15 protein-coding genes are annotated in these 17,009 nt (G+C 55.2%); 14 read left to right on the top strand and 1 reads right to left on the bottom strand.

All coding sequences use genetic code 11. From position 1 onward, the window contains the following. Positions 1-17 precede the first annotated feature (17 nt). A complete protein-coding gene (gene asmA / locus ACWHWP_RS15320) occupies positions 18-1,868 on the top strand; it encodes an outer membrane assembly protein AsmA (RefSeq protein WP_059311140.1) in 1,851 nt (616 codons plus the stop codon). 129 nt (positions 1,869-1,997) lie between these two features. On the opposite strand, the gene ACWHWP_RS15315 is transcribed toward asmA, so the two are convergent. After that, on the bottom strand, positions 1,998-3,581 hold the full coding sequence (locus ACWHWP_RS15315) for a TerC family protein (RefSeq protein ID WP_059311141.1): 1,584 nt from the start codon (positions 3,579-3,581) through the stop codon (positions 1,998-2,000). Positions 3,582-4,273: 692 nt separating this feature from the next. Between ACWHWP_RS15315 and ACWHWP_RS15310 the strand changes: the two genes are divergently transcribed. From ACWHWP_RS15310 to wcaI, 13 genes are all read left to right on the top strand, one after another. Further along, a complete protein-coding gene (locus tag ACWHWP_RS15310) occupies positions 4,274-5,410 on the top strand; it encodes a polysaccharide export protein (RefSeq protein ID WP_042719349.1) in 1,137 nt (378 codons plus the stop codon). Between the two features lie 6 nt (positions 5,411-5,416). Next, entirely contained in the window at positions 5,417-5,860 is a 444-nt protein-coding gene (gene wzb / locus ACWHWP_RS15305; RefSeq protein ID WP_047346496.1) for a low molecular weight protein-tyrosine-phosphatase Wzb, read from the top strand. A gap of 2 nt (positions 5,861-5,862) precedes the next feature. Beyond that, positions 5,863-8,025 (top strand): tyrosine-protein kinase Wzc, encoded by a 2,163-nt coding sequence (gene wzc / locus ACWHWP_RS15300; RefSeq protein ID WP_264438620.1) that lies wholly within the window; start codon positions 5,863-5,865, stop codon positions 8,023-8,025. Positions 8,026-8,121: 96 nt separating this feature from the next. After that, a complete protein-coding gene (gene wcaA, locus ACWHWP_RS15295) occupies positions 8,122-8,964 on the top strand; it encodes a colanic acid biosynthesis glycosyltransferase WcaA (RefSeq protein WP_023312403.1) in 843 nt (280 codons plus the stop codon). Beyond that, positions 8,964-9,455 carry a colanic acid biosynthesis acetyltransferase WcaB gene (gene wcaB, locus ACWHWP_RS15290; RefSeq protein ID WP_063957639.1) on the top strand — a complete coding sequence of 164 codons (492 nt, stop codon included), beginning with the start codon at positions 8,964-8,966 and terminating at the stop codon, positions 9,453-9,455. Before wcaA ends, wcaB begins: the two co-directional genes overlap by 1 nt. Further along, positions 9,452-10,669: a colanic acid biosynthesis glycosyltransferase WcaC gene (wcaC, locus tag ACWHWP_RS15285; RefSeq protein WP_447855945.1), complete on the top strand. Its 1,218-nt coding sequence runs from the start codon at positions 9,452-9,454 to the stop codon at positions 10,667-10,669. The genes wcaB and wcaC overlap by 4 nt, the downstream gene beginning before the upstream one ends. Beyond that, positions 10,644-11,864 carry a colanic acid polymerase WcaD gene (wcaD, locus tag ACWHWP_RS15280; protein ID WP_047346492.1) on the top strand — a complete coding sequence of 407 codons (1,221 nt, stop codon included), beginning with the start codon at positions 10,644-10,646 and terminating at the stop codon, positions 11,862-11,864. The genes wcaC and wcaD overlap by 26 nt, the downstream gene beginning before the upstream one ends. Positions 11,865-11,880: 16 nt before the next feature. Beyond that, positions 11,881-12,627, top strand: a complete 747-nt coding sequence (wcaE, locus tag ACWHWP_RS15275) for a colanic acid biosynthesis glycosyltransferase WcaE (RefSeq protein ID WP_047346491.1) — start codon at positions 11,881-11,883, stop codon at positions 12,625-12,627. Positions 12,628-12,642: 15 nt separating this feature from the next. Further along, positions 12,643-13,191, top strand: coding sequence for a colanic acid biosynthesis acetyltransferase WcaF (wcaF, locus tag ACWHWP_RS15270; RefSeq protein WP_045908623.1), 549 nt, complete (start codon positions 12,643-12,645; stop codon positions 13,189-13,191). Positions 13,192-13,215: 24 nt separating this feature from the next. Beyond that, positions 13,216-14,337, top strand: a complete 1,122-nt coding sequence (gene gmd, locus ACWHWP_RS15265) for a GDP-mannose 4,6-dehydratase (protein WP_014884502.1) — start codon at positions 13,216-13,218, stop codon at positions 14,335-14,337. A 2-nt stretch (positions 14,338-14,339) separates the two neighbouring features. Beyond that, positions 14,340-15,305, top strand: a complete 966-nt coding sequence (gene fcl / locus ACWHWP_RS15260; protein ID WP_024908102.1) for a GDP-L-fucose synthase — start codon at positions 14,340-14,342, stop codon at positions 15,303-15,305. A gap of 2 nt (positions 15,306-15,307) precedes the next feature. Continuing rightward, the gene (locus ACWHWP_RS15255; RefSeq protein WP_072250627.1) at positions 15,308-15,787 is read left to right on the top strand and encodes a GDP-mannose mannosyl hydrolase; all 480 of its coding nucleotides are present in this window, start codon (positions 15,308-15,310) and stop codon (positions 15,785-15,787) included. After that, positions 15,784-17,007: a colanic acid biosynthesis fucosyltransferase WcaI gene (gene wcaI, locus ACWHWP_RS15250; RefSeq protein ID WP_063430497.1), complete on the top strand. Its 1,224-nt coding sequence runs from the start codon at positions 15,784-15,786 to the stop codon at positions 17,005-17,007. The genes ACWHWP_RS15255 and wcaI overlap by 4 nt, the downstream gene beginning before the upstream one ends. Positions 17,008-17,009: the final 2 nt, after the last annotated feature.

The following is a 17,009-nucleotide window of genomic DNA, read 5'->3' as shown; positions in this document are numbered from 1 at the left end:
AGTCCATTGAGGATGCCATGAGAAGAGTTCTGACAACGCTGATGATTTTGCTGGTGGTGCTGGTTGCTGGCCTTTCGGCGTTGGTTCTGCTGGTTAACCCTAACGATTTCCGCGCTTACATGGTGCGGCAGGTCGAAGCACGCAGCGGTTATCAACTGAAGCTTGATGGATCGCTGCGCTGGCACGTCTGGCCGCAGCTCAGCATTCTCTCTGGCCGCATGTCGCTCACGGCGCCGGGGGCTTCCCAGCCGCTGGTTTCCGCAGACAATATGCGCCTTGATGTGGCGCTGATCCCGCTCTTCTCTCATCAGCTGCAGGTTAAACAGGTGATGCTGAAAGATGCGGTCATTCAGCTCACTCCGCAAACCGAAGCCGTGCGCGATGCGAATGCGCCGGTTGCACCGCATGAAAATACCCTGCCTGATGAACCGTCTGATACAGGCTGGTCCTTTGATATTGGCAAGCTGAAAGTCGCCGACAGCGTGCTGGTTTTCCAGCATGAAGATGAGGAGCAGGTTACCGTTCGCAACATTAACCTGCAGATGGAACAGGACGCTCACCATCTTGCCACGGTGGACTTTAGCGGGCGCGTGACCCGCGATCAGCGCGATCTCACCCTGTCGTTGAATGCCAGCGTAAACGCCGCAGACTATCCGCATCAGCTTACCGCCGACGTTCAGCAGCTTAACTGGCAGCTAACGGGTGCCGATCTCCCTACACAGGGGATTACCGGGCAGGGGACGCTGCAGGCCGTGTGGCGCGAAGAACAAAAGCAGCTGGAGCTGGATAATCTCAACCTGCAGGCGAATGACAGCACTCTGAAGGGGCAGGCAAGCGTCTCGCTCGAAGAGAAACCGAAGTGGGTGCTGAACCTGCAGTTCGACAAGCTCAATCTGGAAAACCTGCTGCCGCCTCTGCCAGCAGGCGCAGCGGACGGCGATGCCGTGCAAACGGGGCAAAGCCAGGCACCGATATCACGTCCGGTTATCTCGTCGAATCTCGATCAGCCTGACTATAACGCCCTGCGCGGATTCACGGCGGATATTCTGCTGAAAGCCAATAGCCTGCGCTGGCGCGGCATTGATTTTACCGACGTGAGCAGCCAGATGTTTAACCATAACGGTTTGCTGGTGATCTCCGAGCTGAGCGGCAAGATGGGGGCAGGGCATCTCTCCCTGCCCGGCACGCTGGATGTCCGTAAAGACGTTGCCAGCGCCGAATTCCAGCCGCGTCTCGACAACGTTGAGATCGGTACCATCCTGAAGGCGTTTAACTATCCGATATCCCTGACGGGGCAGCTGACGCTGGCGGGCGACTTCTCGGGCACAAAAATCGATGCCGATGCCTTCCGCCGCGAGTGGCAGGGGCAGGCGCATATCGACTTAAAAGACTCCCGTATGGAAGGGCTTAACTTCCAGCAGCTGGTGCAGCAGGCGGTGGAGCGCAGCAGCGACGTGAAAGCCCAGGAGAACTACGACAGCGCCACGCGCCTCGACAGCTTCACCACAGACCTGACGCTGGATAACGGACTGCTTGCGCTTGCCGACATGCAGGGAACCTCTTCCATGCTCTCGCTGACGGGCGATGGCTCAATGGATCTGGTGAAAGAGACGGCGGACACGCGCTTTAATGTCCGGGTACTTTCCGGCTGGCAGGGCGAAAGCGCGCTCATCGACTTCCTGAAAGAGACGCCGATCCCGCTGCGCGTTTATGGCAAATGGCAGGCGCTGAATTACAGCCTTCAGGTGGATCAGATCCTGCGTAAGCATCTGCAGGATGAAGCCAAACGTCGGCTTAACAGCTGGGCGGATCGTAATAAAGATTCACAGACCGGGAAGGATGTGAAAAAGCTGCTCGATAAGCTTTGATACCTGTTGTGCCGGGTGGCGGCTTTGCCTTACCCGGCTGTCTGTGCGGCCTGATGCCCTCACCCCAGCCCTCTCCCACGGGAGAGGGAGCAAACCCTAAAACGGCAACCTGGTTGCCGTTTTTTTTACCTACACCTCAAAATCCAGTTCTTCCTCGTCCTGCAGCGGGATGAGCTGAACCTTTTGCACGCGATGGTTTTCAATCTGCAATGTTTTCAGCAGATAGTCGCCCACCTGAACCTCTTCCCCCGGCTGCGGAATACGCTGTAAATACTCCATCAGCAGGCCCGCAATGGTGTGATAGTCCCGTTTTTCATCCAGCGGCAGCGGCACATACTGCACCAGGTCTTCAAGCGGCATATGGCCGTTGGCCGTCCATGAGCCGTCTGCGTTTTTCTGGATGTCATGGCGGGCATCAATCTCATCCACCTCATTGGGTAAATTACCGGCGATGGTTTCCATCACGTCGCTGAGCGTGACCAGTCCTTCAACCGACCCAAACTCATCCACTACAAAGGCAAAGTGCGTGCGCGCGTTACGGAATTGCTCAAGGGCCGAAAGCAGCGGTAGCCCCTCCGGGAAAACCAGCGGCTGGCGGACCAGGGCGCGGAGATTGAGCGTCTCGCCGTGCAGCTGCTGTTGCAGCAGGTCGATGACGTGGACCACGCCCAGCAGCTCCTCTTCCTCTTCGCCGCCGGTGACCACCACGCGGGTGTGCTGGTTTTTGTCCAGCAGGGCGCGTATTTGCGCTTCCGGGGCCGTCAGGTCGATATGCTCAATGTCATGCCGCGACGTCATGATGCTGCTGACCGTGCGCTGATTAAGGTTGAGCACCCGCTCAATCATCAGCCGCTCCTGCGGGTTAAAGATCTGCCCGTCGCTGTGATCGGCCAGCATGGAGGAGGATTCAGCGTCCAGCTCCGCATCCTCTTTCTTGCCGCTTAACAGGCGCATGACCGTGTCGGCCGTGCGCTGGCGAAGGGTCTGATTCGCGGAAAGGAAGCGGCGGCGGTTAAATATCGCCAGCTGGTTAAGCGCTTCAATCATGACGGAGAAACCGATGGCGGCGTAGAGGTAGCCTTTTGGAATGTGGAACCCAAAGCCGTCGGCCACCAGGCTAAAGCCAATCATCAGCAGGAAGCTCAGACAGAGGATAACGATGGTCGGGTGACTGTTCACAAACCGTGTCAGCGCCTTGCTGGCCATCACCATCAGCGTGATGGCGATAATCACCGCCGCCATCATCACCGCAAGATGGTCCACCATCCCGACGGCGGTGATCACCGAGTCGAGGGAGAAGACCGCATCCAGCACCACAATTTGCGCCACCACCGGCCAGAACTTCGCCCCGCGGCGCTGGGTCGGGTTCTCGCTGTCTTTGCCTTCGAGCCGCTCGTTCAGCTCGACGGTGGCTTTGAACAGCAGGAACAACCCGCCGAAGAGCATGATCAGATCGCGGGCGCTAAAGCTCAGCCCGTGAAGGGAGAACAGAGGCTGAGTCAGCGTCACCAGCCAGGAGATAGAGGCCAGCAGCAGTAAGCGCATCACCATCGCCAGCAGCAGACCCGTCACGCGCGCGCGGTCGCGCTGGGAAGGGGGCAGTTTTTCGGCGAGGATGGCGATAAAGACCAGATTATCAATCCCGAGCACTAACTCGATGACGACCAGCGTAACCAGCCCGGCCCAGATTGAGGGATCGGCAATCCATTCCATAGTAATAGTAATACCTTCTGTTATATGACGAATGTCACACTTCGATCATGGATAAAGCCGGGGGAAAATGCAATGCCGGGCTGAGATTTCTCTTAATACGAAACGCTAAAAAGAGAGCAATCTGGTGACGCTGTAAATAAGGGGAATACGTATATTTAATTACAGGAATATCATTTTAGGATATATCGCAGTTAATGGTTTTTGCTCTCTCTTTGTCAATATAAAGAAAATCCTAAAAGGTCAAAAATTTGCTCTTAATATTAATCTTAAAAACCGATATTAGGACAGTTGTCTCCTTGCCTGCTATTAGGTTAGCTGCAACAATTCTCCCAGCATCAAATGTTAAATCTCGGTGTTGCTATTATTGTTCGGTCTTCAGGGATGGTTATTCATTATCCGCCGGGTATCTCAAGCGGCTGATATATTTCCAGAAGACCTTGCTCAAGAGGGTGTCTATCCATAACACATTGTTTAGTCAGTGGATTGGTAACTGAAAGCCAAGGGCGGTAGCGTGCCTGAAAGCGTGTGAATCAGCCTCGATTATTCTGTCAATAGCCAATGGATGAATAAGCTTTTTTTAGGACTGATGCCAGTTATATTTCTAATTGATTAACTGCATGCTGAAACCCAATACGACTCGAGCTTATTTAAATTGCACAGGATAATTACTCTGCCAAAGTGATAAATAATCAATGATGAAATCCAAAATGAAATTGATGCCATTATTGGTGTCTGTGACCTTGATGAGTGGTTGCACGGTCTTTCCCGGCAGCAATATGTCAACAATGGGTAAGGATGTGATCAAGCAACAGGATGCCGATTTTGATCTCGACAAAATGGTGAATGTTTATCCACTTACGCCACGTCTGGTCGAACAATTACGTCCACGTCCGAACGTTGCTCAGCCGAATATGTCGCTGGACCAGGAAATTGCCTCCTATCAGTACCGCGTGGGGCCGGGTGACGTGATTAACGTGACCGTCTGGGACCACCCTGAACTGACCACGCCAGCGGGCCAGTACCGCAGCTCAAGCGACACCGGTAACTGGGTGCAGTCAGATGGCACTATGTTCTATCCCTACATTGGTAAAGTCCATGTAGCCGGGAAAACGCTTGCCGAGATCCGTAGTGATATTACCGGCCGCTTAGCGCAGTACATCGCCGACCCGCAGGTGGACGTTAATATCGCCGCATTCCGCTCGCAAAAAGCCTATATCTCCGGCCAGGTGAACAAATCGGGCCAGCAGGCCATCACCAACGTTCCCCTGACCGTACTGGACGCCATTAACGCCGCGGGCGGCTTAACCGACGGCGCCGACTGGCGCAACGTCGTGCTGACCCACGAAGGCAAAGAGCAGCGCATTTCGCTGCAGGCGCTGATGCAAAACGGCGATCTGACCCAGAACCGCCTGCTCTATCCGGGCGACATTCTCTACGTACCGCGCAATGACGATCTGAAAGTCTTCGTTATGGGTGAAGTGAAGAAACAGAGCACCCTCAAAATGGACTTCAGCGGTATGACCCTGACCGAAGCGCTGGGCAACGCGGAAGGCATCGACCTGACCTCGTCGAACGCCAGCGGCATCTTCGTTATCCGTCCGCTTAAGGGCGAGGGTACGAAAGGCAAGATTGCCAACATTTATCAGCTGGATATGTCCGATGCGACGTCGCTGGTGATGGCAACGGAGTTCCGCCTCCAGCCATACGATGTGGTGTACGTCACCACCGCGCCGGTCGCCCGCTGGAACCGCCTGATCAACCAGTTGCTGCCAACCATCAGTGGCGTTCGCTACATGACGGATACGGCGCGCGACATTCATACCTGGTAATCCGCGATGTTTAACAAAATTCTGGTGGTATGCGTGGGGAACATCTGCCGTTCCCCCACGGCTGAGCGGCTGCTGAAGCAGTACCAGCCTGAGTTAACGGTCGACTCCGCTGGGCTTGGCGCACTGGTCGGCAAAGGGGCCGACGAGCGTGCGACGAGCGTGGCGCGGGATCATAACCTCTCTCTTGACGGGCACGTTGCCCGCCAGGTCACCGGCCGCATGTGCCGGGAGTATGACCTGATCCTGGCGATGGAAAAACGCCATATTCATGCGCTATGCGATATCGCACCGGAGATGCGCGGCAAGGTGATGCTGTTTGGTCACTGGGACAATGAGCGCGAAATCCCCGATCCGTATCGCAAAAGCCATGAGGCCTTCGAGGCGGTTTACACCTTACTTGACCAGTCTGCCCAACAGTGGGCGCAGGCACTGAAAGCTCAGCAGGGATAACAATGACAGAAAAAACAAGACCTTCTGCCGCCCCGACTTCGGGCAGTGATGAAATTGATATTGGGCGCCTGGTCGGCACGGTTGTAGAGGCAAAGTGGTGGGTTCTGGGTATTACCGCCGTCTTTGCCGCTGCGGCCGTCGTCTACACGCTGTTCGCCACCCCTATCTACAGCGCCGACGCGCTGGTGCAGATCGAGCAGAACACCGGCAACTCGCTGGTGCAGGACATTGGCTCTGCGCTGGCGAACAAGCCGCCGGCCTCCGACGCTGAAATTCAGCTTATCCAGTCACGTCTGGTGCTGGGTAAAACGGTTCACGACCTCGGGCTCGATATCTCCGTCACCAAAAATACCTTCCCGATCTTTGGTGCCGGCTGGGATCGGCTGATGGGCCGCAACAACGACACGGTGAAAGTCACTGACTTCGTGCTGCCGAAAGGGACCGCCGATCAGACCTTTACCTTGACGGTACTTGGCCCGAAACAGTACCAGCTGACCAGCGACGCGGGCTTTAGCGCGCGCGGTGAAGTCGGGCAGATGCTTACCAAAGACGGCGTCAGCATGATGGTCAGCGCGATCAACGCCCACGAGGGCGGAGAATTCACCGTTACCAAATTCTCCACGCTGGGGATGATCAACAATCTGCAAAACAACCTTACCGTTACCGAAAACGGTAAGGACACCGGCGTGCTGAGCATGACCTTTACCGGTGAAGATAAGGATCAGATCCGCGACATCCTGAACAGCATTACCCGCAACTACCTTGAGCAGAACGTCGAGCGTAAGTCGGCCGAAGCGGCGAAGAGCCTGGCCTTCCTCGCTAAGCAGCTCCCGGAAGTTCGTGCTCATCTGGATGACGCCGAGAACAAGCTGAACGCCTATCGTCAGGATAAAGACTCCGTCGACCTGCCGCTTGAGGCGAAATCGGTCCTTGATTCGATGGTCAACATTGACGCGCAGCTCAACGAGCTGACCTTCAAAGAGGCGGAAATTTCCAAGCTTTATACCAAACGTCACCCGGCCTACCGCACGCTGCTGGAAAAACGCCGTACGCTGGAAGAGGAAAAGGCGAAGCTCAATGACCGCGTGACCGCGATGCCGAAAACGCAGCAGGAAATCGTGCGTCTCACCCGCGACGTGGAGTCCGGACAGCAGGTTTATATGCAGCTGCTGAACAAACAGCAGGAGCTGAAAATCACCGAAGCCAGTACCGTCGGTGACGTGCGTATCGTCGACCCGGCCATTACCCAGCCTGGCGTGCTGAAGCCGAAGAAAGCGCTGATTATTCTCGGCAGCATTATTCTCGGCCTGATGCTCTCCATCGTGGGCGTGCTGCTGCGTTCACTGTTCAACCGCGGAATCGAAAGCCCGCAGGCGCTGGAAGAGAACGGTATCAACGTTTACGCCAGCATCCCGCTGTCTGAATGGCAAAAATCCCGCGACAGCGTCAAAACCATCAAAGGCGTTAAGCGTTACAAGCAGAGCCAGCTGCTGGCGGTGGGTAACCCAACCGACCTGGCGATTGAAGCGATACGCAGCCTGCGTACCAGTCTGCACTTCGCCATGATGCAGGCTAAAAACAACGTCCTGATGTTGACCGGCGTTAGCCCGTCAATCGGTAAAACCTTTGTCTGCGCCAACCTTGCGGCGGTGGTCAGCCAGACCAACAAGCGCGTGCTGCTGATCGACTGTGATATGCGCAAGGGCTACACCCACGAGCTGCTGGGCACCAACAACGTCAACGGTCTGTCGGAGATCCTCCTCGGTAAAGGTGAAATCAGCCAGAGCGCGAAGCCGACTACGGTGCCGAAATTTGACCTGATCCCGCGCGGCCAGGTACCGCCTAACCCGTCCGAACTGCTGATGAGCGAACGCTTTACCGAACTGGTGGAGTGGGCGAGCAAGAACTACGACCTGGTGCTGATCGATACGCCGCCAATTCTGGCCGTAACCGACGCGGCCGTAGTGGGTCGCCTGGCGGGTACCACCCTGATGGTGGCGCGCTACGCGGTGAACACGCTGAAGGAAGTGGAAACCAGCCTGAGCCGCTTCGAGCAGAACGGTATTGAGGTAAAAGGGGTGATTCTGAACTCCATCTTCCGCCGCGCTACCGGGTACCAGGATTACGGCTATTACGAGTACGAATATAAATCTGACAGTAAATAATAATCCCCCTCACCCTAACCCTCTCCTCTGAGGGGAGAGCAGCTTTTCTCCCTCTCCCTCCGGGAGAGGGTCGGGGTGAGGGATAAGGGGAAGACCATGACCACACAACGCCCTTTAGTATCAATCTATATGCCGACATGGAATCGTCAGCAGCTGGCGATCCGCGCAATTAAATCGGTTTTACGTCAGGATTACGATAACTGGGAACTGATCATCGTGGATGACTGTTCTTCCTCGTATGAACAGCTGCAAAAATTTGTCACTGACCTCAACGACCCGCGGGTGGTCTATACCCACAACGCAATAAACTCCGGCGCCTGTGCGGTGCGTAACCAGGCGATTATGCAGGCCAAAGGGCAGTATCTGACCGGCATTGACGACGATGACGAATGGACGCCGAACCGCCTGTCTATCTTCCTGTCGCACAAAGAGCAGCTGGTCACGCACGCTTTCCTGTATGCCAACGACTATGTCTGCCAGGGCGAGGTTTATTCGCAGCCTGCCAGCCTGCCGCTGTACCCGAAATCACCGTACTCCCGTCGCCTGTTCTACAAGCGCAACATCATTGGTAACCAGGTCTTTACCTGGGCATGGCGCTTTAAAGAGTGCCTGTTCGATACCGAACTGAAGGCCGCGCAGGATTACGACATCTTCCTGCGCATGGTTGTGGAGTACGGCGAGCCGTGGAAAGTGGAAGAGGCCACGCAGATCCTGCATATCAACCACGGGGAGATGCAAATCACCTCCTCGCCGAAGAAATTCTCCGGCTACTTCCATTTTTACCGCAAGCACAAGGACAAGTTTGACCGTGCCAGCCGTAAATATCAGCTCTTTACCCTCTATCAGATCCGCAATAAGCGCATGAACTGGCGCACGCTGCTGACGCTGCTGTCCGTGCGTAACGGCAAGCGCCTGGCTGATGGGCTTCGGGGGAAATAATGTTTCTGGAAGATTGCCGCGCTAACAGCTGGAGCCTGCGCCCGTGCTGCATGGTTCTGGCCTACCGCATCGCGCATTTTTGCTCGGTGTGGCGTAAGAAAAACGTGCTGAACAATATCTGGGCGGCACCGGTGCTGATCCTGTACCGCGTCATTACCGAATGCTTTTTTGGCTATGAGATTCAGGCCGCTGCCACCATTGGCCGCCGCTTCACCATCCACCACGGCTATGCGGTGGTGATCAACAAGTTCGTGGTCGCCGGAGATGATTTCACCATTCGTCATGCGGTCACCATTGGCAACCGCGGGCCTGACAGCCTGGCCTGCCCGGTCATCGGCAACAACGTCGAGCTGGGGGCGAACGTGGTGATTATTGGTGACATCACGATAGGTAACAACGTCACGATTGGTGCTGGCAGCGTGGTGCTGGACAGCATTCCGGATAACGCGCTGGTGGTGGGAGAAAAAGCCCGCGTGAAGGTGATTAAATGAACATTCTGCAATTTAACGTACGCCTCGCAGAAGGCGGAGCAGCAGGCGTGGCGCTGGATCTGCACCAGCGCGCGCTGCAAAAAGGTCTTCAGTCCCGGTTTATTTACGGCTACGGCAAAGGCGGCAAAAAAAGCGTCAGCCACGATAACTACCCGCAGGTGCACAAGCACACGCCGCGTCTGACTTCGATTGCCAACATTGCGTTGTTCCGCCTGTTTAACCGCGACCTGTTTGGCAACCTGAACACCCTTTATCGTACCGTGACGCGCACGCCTGGCCCGGTCGTACTGCATTTTCACGTGCTGCACAGCTACTGGCTGAATCTGGAAGAGGTGGTGGCGTTTTGTCAGAAGGTGCAGGCCCACAAGCCCGACACCCGCTTCGTCTGGACGCTTCACGATCACTGGAGCGTGACGGGCCGCTGCGCGTTTACCGACGGCTGCGAAGGCTGGAAAGATAATTGCCAGAAATGCCCGACCTTAAGCAACTATCCGCCGGTGAAGGTGGATCGCGCCCACCGGCTGGTGGACGGAAAGCGCCAGCTGTTCCGCGATATGCTCTCGCTCGGCTGTACGTTTATTTCCCCGAGCCAGCACGTGGCCGATGCCTTCAACAGCCTGTACGGAGCAGGGCGCTGCCAGATTATCAACAACGGCATCGACGTGGCGACGGAAGCCATCCTTGCGGAACTGACCCCGGTGGCGGAAACCGCAGGCAAACCGAAAATAGCCATCGTTGCGCACGACCTGCGTTACGACGGTAAAACCAACCAGCAGCTGGTGCGCGACATGATGGCGTTGGGAGACAAGATAGAGCTTCACACCTTCGGCAAGTTTTCGCCGTTCGAAGGGGCCAACGTGGTAAATCACGGGTTTGAAACCGACAAGCGCAAACTGATGAGCGCGCTGAACGCCATGGATGCGCTGGTGTTCAGCTCGCGCGTGGATAACTACCCCCTGATCCTCTGCGAAGCGCTCTCCATCGGCGTGCCGGTCATCGCCACCCACAGCGATGCTGCGCGTGAAGTGCTTGAAAAATCCGGCGGGAAAACCTTTGCGGAGCAGGAGGTCTTGCCTCTGGTCCAGCTGCCGAAGGCGCAGATCGCCGAGGCCGTTTTTGGCACTGACCTGGAATCGTTCCGCAACCGCAGCCGCAAGGCCTACAGTGGACAACAGATGCTGGAGGAGTATGTCTCGTTCTATCAGAATCTGTAGTTATCTGCTGCTGCCGCTGATCTACCTGCTGGTCAACGTCAAAATTGCCCAGCTCGGCGAAAGCTTCCCGATAACCATCGTTACCTTCTTGCCCGTTCTGCTTCTGCTGTATGTCGATAAAATCAACCTGAAGAAGCTGATGATTGCCCTGGGGCTGGGCACGGGCCTGACGCTGTTTAACTACATCTTTGGTCAGTCGCTGGATGCCAGTAAATACGTCACGTCGACCATGCTGTTTGTTTATATTGTCATTATTATCGGAATGGTCTGGAGTATTCGGTTTAAAACTATTTCTCCGCACAATTATCGGAAAATCCTTAGGTTCTTTTATATTGCCGTTGCGTTAATTGTCATGCTTGCTGCTATGGAGATGGCGCAAATTATTCTCACCGGCGGCAGTAGCCTGATGGAGATAATTTCGAAATATCTCATTTACAGTAATAGCTATGTATTGAACTTCATTAAGTTTGGCGGTAAGCGTACTACAGCCCTCTATTTTGAACCGGCGTTTTTCGCTCTGGCGTTAATCTCAATTTGGCTCAGCATCAAACAGTTTGGTATCAAAACGCCTAAGACCGATGCTATGATTCTTGCAGGAATCGTTCTGTCTGGGTCGTTCTCAGGGGTAATGACATTTATCCTGTTTTACCTGCTGGAGTGGGCGTTCCAGTACCTGAACAAAGATGCGATTAAGAAAAAACTGCCGCTGGCGATTATCTCCCTGACGGTATTTATGGTAGGCGTGATATTTGCTTTCCCGTACATCTCAGAACGTCTGGGTGATTTGGGAACGGAAGGGTCCTCGTCCTATTATCGCATCATTGGTCCGCTGGTTATGGTGGGTTATTCCTTAACCCATATTGATGGTGTAGTAAGATTCGGCTCACTTTACGAATATGTTGCATCATTCGGAATCTTTAACGGTGCGGATGTCGGTAAAACCATAGACAATGGTCTGTATCTGTTAATTATTTATTTTTCGTGGTTCGCCGTACTGTTGACGCTGTGGTATCTGTTTAAAGTTTTCAAAATGATGATTAACGCGTTTGGTGATAACCAGAACTTTCGCGTGCAGCTTTATCTGTTTACTCCGGTGTCGCTGTTTTTTACCGGGTCAATATTTAGCCCGGAATATGCTTTCTTGATTGTCTGTCCGTTTATTCTGCGCAAAGCGCTTAATATTACGAACGCATGACGAAATGAGGTGATTTATGTTTCTTAGCGTCATTACTGTCGCTTTTCGTAATTACGAAGGGGTGGTAAAAACCTGGCGCTCGCTGCGTAACCTGGCGCGCGATCCCAGCCTCACCTTTGAGTGGATTGTGGTCGACGGTGGTTCGAACGATGGCACGGCGGAGTTTCTGGAAAAACTCAACGGTGAGTTCAACTTACGCTACATCAGCGAGAAAGATAAAGGCATCTACGATGCAATGAACAAAGGCATTAGCATGGCGCAGGGGCGTTATGCCATTTTCCTGAATTCCGGCGATATCTTCCATGACGATGTGGCGCTGTTTGCCCGTCAGCTGGCGCGCCAGAAAGAGGACGCCATGTATATTGGCGATGCGCTGCTCGATTTTGGCGATGGACATAAAGTGTGCCGCAGCGCGAAGCCAGGCTGGTATATCTATCACAGTTTACCTGCCAGCCATCAGGCCATTTTCTTCCCGGTAAAAGGTCTGAAAAAACACCCTTACGATTTGCAGTATAAAGTGTCATCAGATTATGCGCTGGCCGCCAGCCTGTATAAATCAGGCTACCCGTTCCGTCGCATGAAAGGGCTGGTGTCCGAATTTTCGATGGGCGGCGTGTCAACGTCAAATAATCTCGAGCTGTGTAAGGATGCCAAAAACGTGCAGCGCAGAATATTACGTGTGCCGGCATTCTGGGCAGAATTATCTTATTTATTACGCGTGCGCACCACGGGTAAAACGAAAGCCTTATATAACAAAGCCTGAATATAAGGAAACGTAATGCAGGATCTGAACGGTTTCTCCGTACCGAAAGGTTTTCGGGGCGCGGGCGGTATTAAAGTGCAGCTGTGGTGGGCCGTTCAGGCCACCTTATTTGCCTGGTCACCGCAAATACTGTACCGCTGGCGAGCATTTTTATTGCGCCTGTTTGGCGCAAAAATAGGAAAAAACGTAGTCATCCGACCTTCGGTAAAAATTACCTACCCCTGGAAATTAACGCTTGGGGATTACGCCTGGGTAGGGGATGACGCGGTGTTATATACCCTTGGCGAGATTACGATTGGCGCAAATTCGGTGGTTTCACAGAAGTGTTATTTGTGCACCGGCAGCCACGACTTTATGAGTCAGCATTTTGATATTACCGCTTCGCCTATTGTGATTGGTGAAAAATGCTGGCTGGCAACGGATGTTTTTGTTGCACCGGGTGTTTCTGTTGGCGATGGCACGGTCGTTGGTGCCCGCAGCAGCGTTTTTAAATCGCTACCGGCAAATAAAGTTTGCCGTGGCAACCCCGCAGTGGTGATACGCGAACGCGTTGAAACTGATTAAATTCATAAGTAGAGGAATATAAACATGTCTAAAGTCGCTCTCATCACCGGCGTTACCGGGCAGGATGGTTCTTACCTGGCAGAGTTTCTGCTGGAAAAAGGATATGAAGTTCACGGTATTAAGCGTCGTGCGTCTTCTTTCAATACCGAACGTGTGGATCACATCTATCAGGATCCGCACGCGGCAAACCCGAAATTCCATCTGCACTACGGCGACCTGACCGATACCTCCAACCTGACCCGTATCCTGCAGGAAGTTCAGCCGGATGAAGTGTACAACCTGGGCGCGATGAGCCACGTAGCGGTTTCCTTCGAATCCCCGGAATACACCGCTGACGTTGACGCCATGGGTACCCTGCGTCTGCTGGAAGCCATTCGCTTCCTCGGCCTTGAGAAGAAAACCCGCTTCTACCAGGCATCCACCTCCGAGCTGTACGGCCTGGTGCAGGAAATTCCGCAGAAAGAGACCACGCCGTTCTACCCGCGTTCTCCGTATGCAGTCGCAAAACTGTACGCTTACTGGATCACCGTGAACTACCGTGAATCCTACGGCATGTACGCCTGTAACGGCATCCTGTTCAACCACGAATCTCCACGCCGCGGCGAAACCTTCGTGACCCGCAAAATCACCCGCGCTATCGCGAACATCGCGCAGGGTCTGGAATCGTGCCTGCACCTCGGTAACATGGACTCCCTGCGTGACTGGGGCCATGCCAAAGACTACGTGAAAATGCAGTGGATGATGCTGCAGCAGGAACAGCCAGAAGACTTCGTGATCGCGACAGGCGTGCAGTACTCCGTGCGTCAGTTCGTGGAAATGGCTGCCGCGCAGCTGGGCATCAAGCTGCGCTTCGAAGGCACCGGCGTGGAAGAGAAGGGCATTGTGGTGTCCGTGACCGGCCATGACGCACCGGGCGTGAAGCCGGGCGACGTTATCGTTCAGGTTGACCCGCGCTACTTCCGTCCTGCTGAGGTGGAAACCCTGCTGGGCGACCCAACCAAAGCGCACGAGAAGCTGGGCTGGAAACCAGAAATCACTCTGCAGGAGATGGTTTCTGAGATGGTGGCCAAAGATCTTGAAGCAGCGAAAAAACACTCCCTGCTCAAGTCTCATGGCTACGAGGTTGCCATCGCGCTGGAGTCCTGAGAATGACAAAACAACGTATTTTTGTCGCCGGTCATCGCGGAATGGTGGGTTCCGCGATTGTTCGCCAGCTGGAGCAGCGCGGTGACGTAGAGGTGATTGTCCGCACCCGCGACGAGCTGAACCTGCTCGACAGCCGTGCGGTACAGGACTTCTTTGCTAACGAACGCATTGACCAGGTGTATCTGGCGGCGGCAAAGGTGGGCGGCATTGTTGCCAACAACACCTACCCGGCAGATTTCATCTACGAAAACATGATGATTGAGAGCAACATCATTCACGCGGCGCATCTGCACAACGTGAATAAGCTGCTGTTCCTCGGATCGTCCTGTATTTACCCGAAAATGGCGAAGCAGCCGATCGCCGAAAGCGAGCTGCTGCAGGGCACGCTTGAAGCGACCAACGAGCCGTACGCGATTGCCAAGATTGCCGGGATCAAGCTGTGCGAGTCCTATAACCGTCAGTACAACCGCGACTATCGTTCGGTGATGCCGACCAACCTGTACGGACCGCACGACAACTTCCACCCGAGCAACTCGCACGTGATCCCGGCGCTGCTGCGTCGCTTCCACGAGGCGACCGCCGAGAACGCACCGGACGTGGTGGTGTGGGGCAGCGGCACGCCGATGCGCGAATTCCTGCACGTGGACGACATGGCTGCCGCCAGCATCCACGTGATGGAGCTGGATCGCGAAGTGTGGCAGGAGAACACCGAGCCGATGCTGTCGCACATCAACGTGGGCACCGGCGTGGACTGCACCATTCGCGAACTGGCGCAGACCATCGCGCAGGTGGTGGGCTACAAAGGCCGCGTGGTGTTTGACGCGACCAAGCCGGACGGCACGCCGCGCAAGCTGCTGGACGTGACCCGTCTGCATCAGCTGGGCTGGTACCACGAGGTGTCACTGGAGCAGGGGCTGGCCAGTACCTACCAGTGGTTCCTGGAAAACCAGCACCGCTTCCGGGGGTAATGATGTTTTTAAGTCAGGAAGATTTTGCCACGGTGGTGCGTTCCACTCCGCTCATCTCAATTGATTTGATCGTGGAGAACGAACGCGGCGAGTTCTTGCTGGGGAAACGAACCAACCGTCCTGCACAGGGATTCTGGTTCGTGCCCGGCGGGCGCGTGCAGAAGGATGAGACGCTGAGCGATGCGTTTGAGCGTCTCACTCTGGCAGAGCTGGGCCTGCAGCTGCCGATGGCAGCGGGCCAGTTTTACGGGGTCTGGCAGCACTTCTATGACGATAACTTTTCGGGCACCGGGTTCACCACGCACTACATCGTGCTGGGGTTCCGCCTGAAGGTGAGTGAGGCAGACCTGCGTCTGCCTGATTCTCAGCATGACGACTACCGCTGGCAGACGCCAGAGGCGTTGCTGGCTAGCGACAATGTGCACGACAACAGCCGTGCCTATTTCCTGGCCGATCGTCAGTCTGAGGTGCCGGGACTATGAAGATCCTCGTATACGGAATCAACTACTCGCCGGAGTTAACCGGTATCGGGAAATACACCGGCGAGATGGTCGAGTGGATGGCGAGCCAGGGACATGACGTGCGGGTCATTACCGCGCCGCCGTATTACCCGGAATGGAAAGTAGGGGAGCGCTACTCAAGCTGGCGCTACCGTCGCGAAGAGGGAGCGGCGACCGTCTGGCGCTGCCCGCTGTATGTGCCTAAGCAGCCCTCGACGCTGAAGCGGCTGATTCATCTCGGCAGCTTTGCGCTAAGCAGCTTCTTCCCGCTGATGGCGCAGCGTCGCTGGAAGCCGGATCGCATCATTGGCGTGGTGCCGACGCTGTTTTGCACGCCGGGCATGCGCCTGCTGGGCAAACTCTCCGGCGCGCGCACGCTGCTGCACATTCAGGATTATGAAGTTGACGCCATGCTGGGCCTGGGGATGGCAGGCAAAAGCAAAGGCGGCAAGGTGGCGAAGCTCGCCAGCGCGTTTGAGCGCAGTGGGTTACACAACGTGGATTACGTCTCAACGATCTCGCGCTCAATGATGAACAAGGCGCAGGAGAAGGGCGTCCCGGCGGAAAAGGTGATCTTCTTCCCGAACTGGTCTGAAGTCGCGCGTTTTCGCGACGTGACTGAGCAAGACGCTCAGGCGCTGCGCGCAGAGCTCGGTTTGCCTGATGACCAAAAAATCATTCTTTATTCAGGCAACATCGGCGAAAAGCAGGGGCTGGAGAGCGTGATCGAAGCGGCCCAGCAGCTAAGCCAGCATCCGTGGACGTTTGTGATTGTCGGGCAGGGCGGTGGGAAAGCGCGGCTGGAAAAAATGGTAAGCGAACGCGGCCTGACCAACGTGAAGTTCTTCCCGCTTCAGTCCTATGAGGCACTGCCTGCGCTGCTGAAGATGGGTGACTGCCATCTGGTGGTGCAAAAACGCGGCGCGGCGGATGCGGTGCTGCCGTCCAAGCTGACCAACATTCTGGCAGTGGGCGGTAACGCGGTGATTACGGCAGAAGCCGAAACAGAATTAGGCCAGCTGTGTGACAGCTACCCGGGGATTGCGGTGTGCGTGGAGCCGGAATCGGTCCCGGCGCTGGTCACCGGCATTGAACAGGCACTCGCCATGCCAAAACTGAACACGGTGGCACGTGAATATGCCGAACGCACGCTCGAGAAAGAGAACGTGCTGAGCCAATTTATTGCAGATATACGGGGATAAAT

It is taken from the genome of Enterobacter sp. WI-ESBL-E8, from assembly GCF_053364895.1.
The sequence above is the reverse complement of the archived record's forward strand: the minus strand, read 5'-3'. Positions and strand labels throughout refer to the sequence as shown.

Coding starts and splice junctions, on each gene's coding strand:
- asmA (WP_059311140.1), top strand. CDS start 18: ATGAGAAGAGTTCTGACAACGCTGATGATTTTGCTGGTGGTGCTGGTT.
- ACWHWP_RS15315 (WP_059311141.1), bottom strand. CDS start 3,581: ATGGAATGGATTGCCGATCCCTCAATCTGGGCCGGGCTGGTTACGCTG.
- ACWHWP_RS15310 (WP_042719349.1), top strand. CDS start 4,274: ATGATGAAATCCAAAATGAAATTGATGCCATTATTGGTGTCTGTGACC.
- wzb (WP_047346496.1), top strand. CDS start 5,417: ATGTTTAACAAAATTCTGGTGGTATGCGTGGGGAACATCTGCCGTTCC.
- wzc (WP_264438620.1), top strand. CDS start 5,863: ATGACAGAAAAAACAAGACCTTCTGCCGCCCCGACTTCGGGCAGTGAT.
- wcaA (WP_023312403.1), top strand. CDS start 8,122: ATGACCACACAACGCCCTTTAGTATCAATCTATATGCCGACATGGAAT.
- wcaB (WP_063957639.1), top strand. CDS start 8,964: ATGTTTCTGGAAGATTGCCGCGCTAACAGCTGGAGCCTGCGCCCGTGC.
- wcaC (WP_447855945.1), top strand. CDS start 9,452: ATGAACATTCTGCAATTTAACGTACGCCTCGCAGAAGGCGGAGCAGCA.
- wcaD (WP_047346492.1), top strand. CDS start 10,644: ATGTCTCGTTCTATCAGAATCTGTAGTTATCTGCTGCTGCCGCTGATC.
- wcaE (WP_047346491.1), top strand. CDS start 11,881: ATGTTTCTTAGCGTCATTACTGTCGCTTTTCGTAATTACGAAGGGGTG.
- wcaF (WP_045908623.1), top strand. CDS start 12,643: ATGCAGGATCTGAACGGTTTCTCCGTACCGAAAGGTTTTCGGGGCGCG.
- gmd (WP_014884502.1), top strand. CDS start 13,216: ATGTCTAAAGTCGCTCTCATCACCGGCGTTACCGGGCAGGATGGTTCT.
- fcl (WP_024908102.1), top strand. CDS start 14,340: ATGACAAAACAACGTATTTTTGTCGCCGGTCATCGCGGAATGGTGGGT.
- ACWHWP_RS15255 (WP_072250627.1), top strand. CDS start 15,308: ATGTTTTTAAGTCAGGAAGATTTTGCCACGGTGGTGCGTTCCACTCCG.
- wcaI (WP_063430497.1), top strand. CDS start 15,784: ATGAAGATCCTCGTATACGGAATCAACTACTCGCCGGAGTTAACCGGT.